Annotated in this window: 7 protein-coding genes; 4 read left to right on the forward strand and 3 right to left on the reverse strand. The window is 71.1% G+C overall.

Annotated elements, in window-relative coordinates; translation table 11 throughout:
- Positions 1-123: 123 nt before the first annotated feature.
- Entirely contained in the window at positions 124-690 is a 567-nt protein-coding gene (locus AB0I76_RS15485; protein WP_357035022.1) for a maleylpyruvate isomerase N-terminal domain-containing protein, read from the reverse strand.
- A gap of 133 nt (positions 691-823) precedes the next feature.
- Here AB0I76_RS15485 and AB0I76_RS15490 point away from each other — a divergent pair, with 133 nt between their 5' ends.
- The 4 genes from AB0I76_RS15490 to AB0I76_RS15505 all read left to right on the forward strand — a co-directional run bounded on the left by AB0I76_RS15490 (position 824) and on the right by AB0I76_RS15505 (position 6,157).
- Positions 824-1,189 carry a nuclear transport factor 2 family protein gene (locus tag AB0I76_RS15490; protein WP_357035004.1) on the forward strand — a complete coding sequence of 122 codons (366 nt, stop codon included), beginning with the start codon at positions 824-826 and terminating at the stop codon, positions 1,187-1,189.
- A gap of 433 nt (positions 1,190-1,622) precedes the next feature.
- A complete protein-coding gene (locus AB0I76_RS15495) occupies positions 1,623-4,544 on the forward strand; it encodes a D-arabinono-1,4-lactone oxidase (RefSeq protein WP_357035007.1) in 2,922 nt (973 codons plus the stop codon).
- A gap of 67 nt (positions 4,545-4,611) precedes the next feature.
- On the forward strand, positions 4,612-5,346 hold the full coding sequence (locus AB0I76_RS15500; protein ID WP_357035010.1) for a VOC family protein: 735 nt from the start codon (positions 4,612-4,614) through the stop codon (positions 5,344-5,346).
- 271 nt (positions 5,347-5,617) lie between these two features.
- Positions 5,618-6,157 (forward strand): DUF1062 domain-containing protein, encoded by a 540-nt coding sequence (locus AB0I76_RS15505; protein WP_357035013.1) that lies wholly within the window; start codon positions 5,618-5,620, stop codon positions 6,155-6,157.
- A 62-nt stretch (positions 6,158-6,219) separates the two neighbouring features.
- On the opposite strand, the gene AB0I76_RS15510 is transcribed toward AB0I76_RS15505, so the two are convergent.
- Together AB0I76_RS15510 and AB0I76_RS15515 are read right to left on the reverse strand one after the other, a co-directional pair.
- Positions 6,220-7,416 carry an erythromycin esterase family protein gene (locus AB0I76_RS15510; protein ID WP_357035016.1) on the reverse strand — a complete coding sequence of 399 codons (1,197 nt, stop codon included), beginning with the start codon at positions 7,414-7,416 and terminating at the stop codon, positions 6,220-6,222.
- A 72-nt stretch (positions 7,417-7,488) separates the two neighbouring features.
- A complete protein-coding gene (locus tag AB0I76_RS15515; protein ID WP_357035019.1) occupies positions 7,489-9,258 on the reverse strand; it encodes a TIGR03767 family metallophosphoesterase in 1,770 nt (589 codons plus the stop codon).
- Positions 9,259-9,485: the final 227 nt, after the last annotated feature.

Raw genomic sequence — 9,485 nt, forward strand, 5'->3', positions numbered from 1 at the left:
GTCCGGCCGGACGCGGGGACCCCGGCGACGGTCGCCTTGCAGCGGCGGTCCAGGCGGTGGTGGCGGCTGCCGTGGCGCCGCCCGGCCGCCTGACCAGGCGGCGGAGCACACCGGATCAGCGGATCAGTCGACCGCGGCGCGCCAGGTCCACGAGGTACGCCGGGGCCGGCCCGGCAGCTCACCCCGCCCGGTCGACCAGAGCAGCACCTGCGGCGCCGACCCGTGCGGGGCGTCCGGGAACAGGCGGCGCAGCACCGCGACGCTCAGGTCCTCCGGCGGTGTCCACGGGACCCGGAGCCCGCGCGTGATGTCGTAGGTGTGCAGGACGGTCTCGGCCGCTCCCATCGCCGCGAAGCCGCCCGGGTCGCAGGGGCCCCAGTGCCATGCCCGCACCTCCGGCGAGGCCGTGTCCACGGCGGTGGCCAGCAGGTCCGCGCAGGCCCGCACCACCCGAAGCACCTCGGCGGGCGCGGCGGTGGGGGAGACCACCAGGTCGTACGGCAGGTAAGCGGACTCGGCGCGACCGGTGATCTGGCCGGCGTACGCCATCAGGTCGTGCGCCACGTGCGCCGCCGTCGTCCAGCAACTCCACTCCAGGTCCCCCGCCGGCACCGACCAGTCCCCGTCGGTGTGCGGGCCGAGCACGTCGGCCATCTCCGCCACGGCACGGGTGACGTCGGCCCCGGTCATCGCGGTCACCACTCGACCCTGCCAGCACCGGCACCATGCGGCAACCGCACGGTTTCGTCGGTGCCGCTCGGCATCATGTCGACGGACCCCGCCATCCCGCCGGGGTCGACCAGCCGGCTGGAAGGTGCCCGTCATGTCGCGCAACACCGAGACCGTCGAGACCTACCTGGACGGTTTCCGCACCGGCGATCACGCGAAGATCCTGTCCTGTCTGACCGATGACATCCAGTGGACCGTCTACGGCGCGTTCCAGCTGACCGGCAAGGAGGCGTACGACGCCGCCATCGACGGGGCGGGGTTCGTCGGCCCGCCGCGCCTGGAGGTGGTGCGGATGGTCGAGCAGGACGAGGTCGTGATGGCCGAGCTGACCGGGTCCGCCATCCGGGACACGGGCGAGGAGATGCGCATGTCCATGGCGGAGGTGTTCGTCATGCGCGACGGCCTGATCGCCGAGCGGCGGGCCTGGGTGATCGAGCTCAAGGAGAACGACTACCGCTGACCGGGCCGGAGCGGCGGGTTGTCCGGCGGCCGGCAGTCGACAGGGCCGGGCCGTGACTGCCGGGTTGGCCATGGGACACGAGCGGACAGGGCAACCGGCGATTCGGTGATGCCGGGGCGGGCCGTGCCCCCCGTCCTGGACGGCTGATCCCACCATGGAAGGCCTGCCCGCCGTCGTCGCGGGCAGGCCTTCCATGGTGGAGAGTCTTGTCGTTCGTGGAAATTACCGAAATACCGGTAATGAAAATCCCGCAATCATGCAATGCGAGTGCGGTGAAGGCGTACACCATAATGACTGTTCTTGTGTGTCATGAGTCAGCCGGTGTGATGCCGTTGTGTCGGTTCCACGACCCCCACCCCTCGTCACGCACCAGGCGGCGTCCAATGAACGTGAGACCTCAACAGCGGGGCCCGGCGCTCGACGAGGAGTCACCATGACGGCTATCGGTGTCATCGGCTTCGACAGCGGGCTGGTGTCCCGCGCCGTTCATCCCCATCGCGCCTGGATCGACGGATGGAACTTCGACCCGGCCGGCCAGCACATCCGGGGCGTCGGCGATCTCAGCGGTGACGGTCGGGCCGAGGCCGTCGTCACCAGCGACTGGGGTATCGGCGTCCTGCACCACGACGGCCGTGGCTTCCGCTGCCCGTTCGGCGCGCCCCGCGACACCATGTTCGGCCGGTGGCGCTACGACGCCACCAACCGGCCCGGTCGCGACCGGATCGTGGCGATCGGTAACTTCACCGGTTCGGCACACCACGAGGTGCTGGTGTGGAGCGACATCGGCCTGACGACGTTGGCGCGTACCGCAACCGGTCTGGCACCCTCTCGCCTACACCTGAACGGGACCCGCCTCGGCGGCTGGGTCCTGTCCACCCTCGACAACCGCTACCACGGCAGCGGACGCTTCGGCGCCGACGGCCGAGAGGCCATGGTGCTGACCAGCCCGTGGGGACTCGGACTCGTCTCGTTGCAGGAGGGCACCTCCACCTTCATGGCACCCACCGGCAGCCGGCTCGGCGACTGGACCTTCCGAACCGACAGCGATCGCATACGCCTCATCGCCGACCTGGACGGCGACGGCCAGGACGAGATCCTGATCAGCGGTCGAACCGGCATCGCCGTCCTGAAGTTGGTCGACGGTGCCCTGGTGTCCGTCGCCGCGCACCGGACCGGAGCCAACCTCTCCGGCTACGTCCTGGAGGGAGCGGGCGACTTCGCGGTCGCCGACCGGTTCCGCGGGGCGACGGCCGACGAGATCCTGGTCAGCGACCACCGAGGGCTGCACGTGCTCGCACTGACCGGCGGCGGACTTGCCCGGCGGGCGTTCACCCCCAACGGGACCCGCGTCGACGGCTGGGTCGTCGACGCCCTGCACAACCCCGTGCTGGCGGCCGGCGACCTGGCGGCCGACACCCCTGCGGACTTCGTGATCCGCAGTGGCTGGGGGATCGGTGTGATGAGCGTCGGGGCTGACAACAGGTTCCGCTGCCGCCGCCTGCACCCGTACGGAGCCGACCTCGGCGGCTGGCGGCTGGACAGCAGCGACGTCATCGCCGGCGTCGGCAGGTTCACGGGCGGGGGCCGCAACGAGCTTCTTGTGGTCAAACCCTCGGCCGGCTCGGCCGCGACCCCGAGGTTCACCGCCACCACGTTCGTCAACTGGCACCGCAACATCGACCGGACGGTGCCGACGGTGCGACCCGGCAACCTGACCGAGCTGGTCGACGCGGTACGCGCCATCCGAACCCGGGCCGGTGTCACGGGCAGTGGATGGTCGTACACGAAGTGCGCCGTGGGGGACGACACCGGTACGGTGATCGACACGTCAGGATTGACCGCGACGCTCGGTGGCCTGCTGCCGGACATCGTCGACGATCGCGCCGCCACTGTCGGCTCGCGGCTGGTGCATGTCGAGGCCGGCATCAAGCTGTTCGACCTGAACTGCCGGCTCGACCGGCTCGGTCTCGCCCTCCCGACGCTGGGCGGAAGCCGGGGCCAGTCCCTGGCCGGCGTCCTCGGCACCGGCGTGCACGGCGCGGACGTGTCGCTGCCCCCGATCGCCGACGCGGTCCGCGCGATCCATCTCGTCGCTCCCGGCGGTCAACAGTGGTGGATCGAACCGGCGTTCGGCAGCCTCACCACGAAGGACGTGCTCGACCGGGCACGGGCCCGGGGTGTGCTCGACCCCAGCATCAAGAACGTCTACGACGACCAGTGGTTCAACGCCGCTCTGGTGGCGATGGGCTGCGCCGGAGTCATCTACTCCGTCGTCCTGGAGTGCCGGCCCGCGTTCCGGCTGCGCTCGACCACCACGGCGGAGAGCTGGTCACAGGCCCAGCGGCGGATCCAGGACCTGGCCTTTGCGGATCGTCGTCCCCGCTTCCTCGAGATCAACCTCAACCCGTCCGACACGAGCTGCCGGGTCACCGTGCGGAACGAGACGACAGCAGCGGTACGGATGCCCGCCGCGTCGGCGGGGCTGTCGACGGGAGAGATCGCCGCCGCGGTCGGTCTGCTCGGACCAGCCGCGCTCGGGGTCCTGTTCGCCGCCGTCGGCGACTACGTCGCCCGTACGACAGCGGAGATCACCGTGCTCAGCCTGGTCGCTCCGCACGAGGCGGTGCGGAAGACGATCGAGGCGCTTCAGCCGGTCCAGGACGCCCACCGGCTCCTCATCGAGCTGAACCTCGCCGCGGTCGACCCGCACGACTCCCGGCGGGTGGCCGACGTCCTGCCCACCGCCATCAACCTGCTGTGGGCCATCGGCGCGTTCATCGCCCCCGGGCGGGCGCTGGTGGACCTGTTCCAGAGCCGCGAGACGGATCGGGTGCGACCGGTGCGGACGTTCGTGGGCGCCAGCTTCCGGGTGTCGACCGACCAGCCCAGCTGTGGCCAGGACGGTGCGCAGAACCACGACGAGACCGAGCGCCTGATCGAGAGTTTCGAGTACGCGGTGGCGGCGTCGAGGGCCGTCGCATTCGTCGACCGGCTGCTCGCGGTCATCCGGGAGCGGCGCAGTGGGCCGGACGCCCTCGTCGTGAACCTGAATCTGCGCTTCACCGGCCGAACCCGGGCCACCCTGGGCATGCAGAAGTTCGACCAGACCTGCCACGTCGAGATCTACACCTTCCGGGGACTCCGAGGCAACGCCGCCTTCAAGGAGCGGCTGCACGAGATCGTCCGGGACTTCGACGCCGTGCCGCACTGGGGTCAGCTGCACGCTCCCGCCGAGGCGCGCGTGGTCCGCGAGGACCGTTCACTCGGGCGCTGGCAGCCGGTGATCCGCGCCCTGTCCGACGGCAACGAGATGTTCTGGTCGGACTTCGCCCGCACCCGGGGGCTCCTTCCCTGAGCCGAGCCACCGGCAGCTACCGATCCGGTGAGCCGTGAGGGTGTCCCGCGGCATAGAGTTGGGCGGCATGGCGCTACGACTTGTTCAGGTGAATTTCAAGGCTCGGGATGACTCGGCCCTCGGCCGGTTCTGGGCGGAGGCGCTCGGCTGGGGCGTTTCCAGCGAGGGACCCGGTGTGACCAACATCGAACCCGAGGGCTTCACCTACCCGGACCCCGCGGCAGTCTGCGTCGACGTCGTCATCGTCCCGGACCCCGAGACGGTCAAGTACCGCGTGCACCTTGATCTCGCGACCACCTCCGCGGCCCATCAGGCGGAGCTGGTCGCGCGCCTGATGGACCTCGGCGCGACGCCCGCGGATGTGGGACAGGGCGATGTCCCGTGGACGGTTCTGGCCGACCCGGAGGGCAACGTGTTCTGCGTGTTGGAGCCCCGGGAGATCTACCGGGACACCGGGCCGATCGCCGCGGTGGTGGTCGACTGTGCCGATCCGCGGGCGATGGCCCGGTTCTGGGGCGAGGCGACGGACTGGACCCTGCACGAGGTGACAGATGATCATGCGGTGCTGCGGTCGGCCGCGGGTGTCGGGCCGTATCTGGAGTTCCTTCGCACGCCCGTGCCGGCCGTGTGGAACCGCGTCCACCTCGACCTGAGGCCGTATCCGGGCGATGACCAGGCGGCTGAGGTGGCCCGGCTGGAGGCTCTCGGTGCCACCGGCGCCGACGTCGGCCAGGGCGACGTGTCGTGGCGGTGCCTCGCCGACCCGGAGGGCAACGAGTTCTGCGTCCTCGCGCCGGGCTGACGCCTGCCGACCCCCTCGGAAAACCGGTTGAGCCTCCCTCTCGCGTGCCCGTAGGTTGCCTGCGGCCCGTGGCACCGAGGACAGAGGACATAACCGCGTGACCCCGCCTGCTCTCTAGACCTGACACCTTCCCGCGCTCACCTGTAGCCGACGCTCCCGTCGGTTTCACCGGGCTGCCCTCGTGCGCCCGGCCCTACAGCGTCTGAGGCCGCGCGCGTAATCGGCCTCGTGTCAGGTCCAGAGAGAGATCATGTCTTCACAACCTCATATCGTGCTGCCCTGGTTCGTTCGTCGGACCAGGCTGCCCCTGCTGTCGTTGCGGTGCGTGGACTGCCGGTCGGAGTCGGCCACCACCGGCGAGGGCAGGTTTCGCGTCAACGCCAACGGCAACCTGCTGGACGTGTGGCTGCTGGTCCGCTGCGTATCGTGCGATCGGACCAGCAAGCTCACCGTGCACGAGCGGGCGCCGGTCAGATCCCTCGATCCGGCCGAGCTCCACGGCTACCACGTCAACGATCCGGACCTGGTGGCGTCCAGGCTGTTGGATCCGCTGCTGGCCCGGCGTAACCGGTTCAGCCTGGACTGGACGGGGGCCTGGCGGCTGGACGCCCCGTCGGCATGGCTCCACGGGGCGTGGCCGGTCCAGGTGGAGGTCGCCTTCGAGGATCCGGTACCGGTGCGCCCGGAACGGCTCATCGCGCACGGGCTGGGCCTCAGCAGGAACGAGGTACTGCGCCGGGTCAAGTGCGACGTTCCGCTGCGGCGTTCGACGAGGACCGGATTCGCCTTCATCGTGATGGTCGGGGACTGACGGGGATGTCGCCGGGCGGGTCAGGTGGCCCGCCCGGCGACGCCCCGCTGAACGCGGGAGGGCTAGCTCGGCGGGGAGTCCTTGACGAACACGATCCCGTCGGTGCCGGCGACGTGGGCCGGGTTCAGCGGGGCGTAGCCGAACCAGGGGGACACGCGGGCGGGCGCGTCGCCGATGGTGGCGGCGAGCCGGCGGGCGTCGACGACGTACCGGTCCTCCGGCAGCGCGTACAGGAGCCCTTCGATGGTGTCCGGGGGTGGGGTCTGCACGCCGTGGTGGCGGATCGTGCCGAGGGCCGTGGCCAGGAAGGCGTACCCGTGGCCCAGGTGGGCGTTGACGATCGCCCCGGCGCTCCACCATTCCAGCGGCCGGCCGCCCATCCGCATGCCGCTCTTGTCCCGCTGGAGATGGGCGTTGTTGGCGTGCGCCAGCGTCGGGCCGCGCTCGGCGAGGGCGAGCAGGTTGGCGGCCATCATCGAATCGCGCAGCGCGCAGAGCCGCGCCAGGCGGCTCGGTGACGTGTCGGCCAGCCAGAAGTGGTACCGCAGCAGGCCGGTGGCGGTACGACCGTACAGGCGCGCCCGGTCCCAGTCGTCCGACGAGGACGTCGCGATGAGGTGGGGCATCTGCGTGTCGAGCAGGGCGACCAGGTCGTCGGCGATAAGTCGCAGCTCTCTGGCCTCGGACGTCCGCCCCACTGACCGGGACGGATCCCTCATCGCGGCGGGGTTGGTCCACCGGTCGTCGGCGCCGAGCAGGCGGTCGAGCGTCTCCGCGGTGCAGGGAAGCAGGTCGGCGTCGACCCGGGCGGTGAGGTAGGCCTGCAGTGCGGTGAGGGCCTGCCGGGGGCTCGCGGCGCCGGTCATCTCCAGCGGGCCGTCGAAACCGGCGAAACGCAGCCGCTCCGCCACGGGCCTTCCGTCGTTGTACGCGCGCATCCACCGCACCAGTTCGCGGTTGGGCCGGTACGCGCCCCACCCGTGGCTGAAACCGCGCTCCATGACCTCGTCGAGGATGCCCGTGCCCGACGTGACGTAGTCGTCCACGACCAGGCCCATCAGGCAGTCGGTCTCGAGGGCGATCGTCCGGTAGCCCTCCTGCTCGACGAGTTGCCGGAAGAGATCGTTTCGTACGTCGAGCAGGACGTCCTCGCCGTGGGTCGGCTCACCCAGGGCGAGGATCCGCGGCCGGGCCGGGAGCAGGCCCATGACGGTGGCAGCGTCGACGGCATGGGCGGCGTCGGTGATAGCAGCAGTCATTCCCTCAACGGTATCGTTGAACCCTCGGTGGAGACTTGCCCGCGTTATCGGCCGAGCAGCGCGGCGAAACCCTCAACCAGCCAGCAGCGAAGCCAGCTCGCCGGCCCCGCCGGACCGGGCCCTCACCGTCGCCAGCGGCGACGGGATGAGCAACTCGACATTGCGGTCCGGCAGCTCACCGCGCCGGCGGTCACCCCGGCCCTGCCAGTCGTTCGCCGACAGCTCCCGGGAGAGCGCGGCGAGTGCGACGGTGCCCGACAGCCCGCCCCGGGCGGCCGGTCCGGCGTGGTCGACGATGGTGCAGAACGCGGAGAGCGTGCCGTCGAGGTTGTCGACCAGCTCGATGATCCGGGACTGCTCGGGCCAGTCGATGTGGGCCGCGGTGTTGACCTCCCAGAAGCCGCCGCCGACGGCCGCACCGGCCGGGCGCGCGTGGGGAAGGACCTCGTTGCGGTGGGTGTGCCCGTTGACCCAGAGGATGACGTTGGGGTACCGCAGCAGCAGGGCGCGTACCTGCTCGCCACCGATCCGGTCGCTGCCGGCGGGCACGTTGTCCATGCTGTCGATGGTGTGGTGGCTGAAGATCGCGACGTACTTGTCGGCCCGGCCCGGCCGGCGGACCACCTCGCCCGACGGTGACAGCCAGCGGCTGCTCGCCCTCTGCAACTGCTGCTCCAGCCAGGCGTACTGGACGGGGTCGATCGAGCCGTTCGGCCCGCCGGCGCTGTTCACCGTGTCCAGCACGATGTTGCGTACCCGGCCGGCGTCGAAGGTGTAGTACGCGGTGGCGTCGACGATGTTCCTCGGGGTGAAGCCGTGCCCGACCGGCGTGCCGGTCGTGGCGAAGTGTTCGGTCACGGTGGTGGCCCGGTCCACGATCCGTCGGGCGGGGTCGGGGGTGACGAAACGGCGCCCGCCGGAGGAGAGCATCAGGGCCACCGCGGCCGGGTCCTGGGCGAGCAGCCCCAGGATGAACTGGATCTGCGCCGGAATCGGCGCGGCGAGGATCGAGGGTGGCAGGCTGGTCAGCTTCAGCGGGCCGGTGGCCAGTTGTTGCAGCAGCGGCGAGGCGGGCACGTTGCCCTGGACCAGTCCGTCGTGGTTGCCGTAGACCGAGTACCACGGCACGCCGATCCCGGCCGCCTGGAACGGGGCGCGCGCGGCGTCGAGCAGGCCCGGCACGACGGGGAAACCGTGGACCGAGGTCGCCTGACCGAAGCCGGTCTCGGGGTGCCAGTAGTACGGATCCGGCGCGGCGTCGTCCGCCACACCCTCGTACCGCGTCGGGTCGCCGGAGTCGGGCCGGACCGCGCCGCCGTCGAGCAGGTCGATGTACCAGCGCAGCTCGTTGTGCTGGCAGTTGTCGGTGTTGTCGCCCGTGACGACCGCGTACCGCACCGGAGCGCCGGTGAACGGCCCACCGCGCACCCGGCGCAACTGCCGGACCATGGCGTCGCCCACCTGGGCGCTGAGCAGCTCCTGCGGCCGGTACGCGCTGCTCAGGTCGTCGAGACCGGGCAGGCTGCCGTACCGGTCGAAGAACTCGAACCGCCCCGGCGACTGTACGTCCAGCACGTGCAGGTCGCTGAGCTGCGCGAAACAGGTCACCACCCGACCGGTGAGGCCCGCCCGCTCGCGCGGCACCCCGCCGAGGTCGGCGCGGACGAGGAACGGTTCGCCCTCGGCGAGCCGGAGCGTGGCGTAGCCGCCGGCGCCCGGCGCTCCCCGGGTGATGGTGTGCTCCAGAGTGGTACCGGCGATGGACGGCGTGGGCCTGGCGAACGCCCGGGCGGGTGGGAACGGGGACAGGCCGAGGGCTGCGCCACCGGCGCCGCCGACCATCCCCGCGAGTATCGCTCTCCTGCTGATCGGCATCAGGCTCTCCCAGCTATCGCAGCGCCACGGGCAGCACCAGCTCCTGGAAGAACGATGGCGCTCGCTGCCCGTGGGCGCAATAGCCCCGACCACCCGTCCTCACGGGACGTCGGTCCGCCCCCTCAGGCCCGTGCGCCGCCCAGGCCGAGGAGCACGGCCAGGCCCAGGGCGCTGCGCGGCGCGTACGGCACGCG

This window comes from Micromonospora sp. NPDC049799 (assembly GCF_040656655.1).
Classification (GTDB): domain Bacteria; phylum Actinomycetota; class Actinomycetes; order Mycobacteriales; family Micromonosporaceae; genus Micromonospora.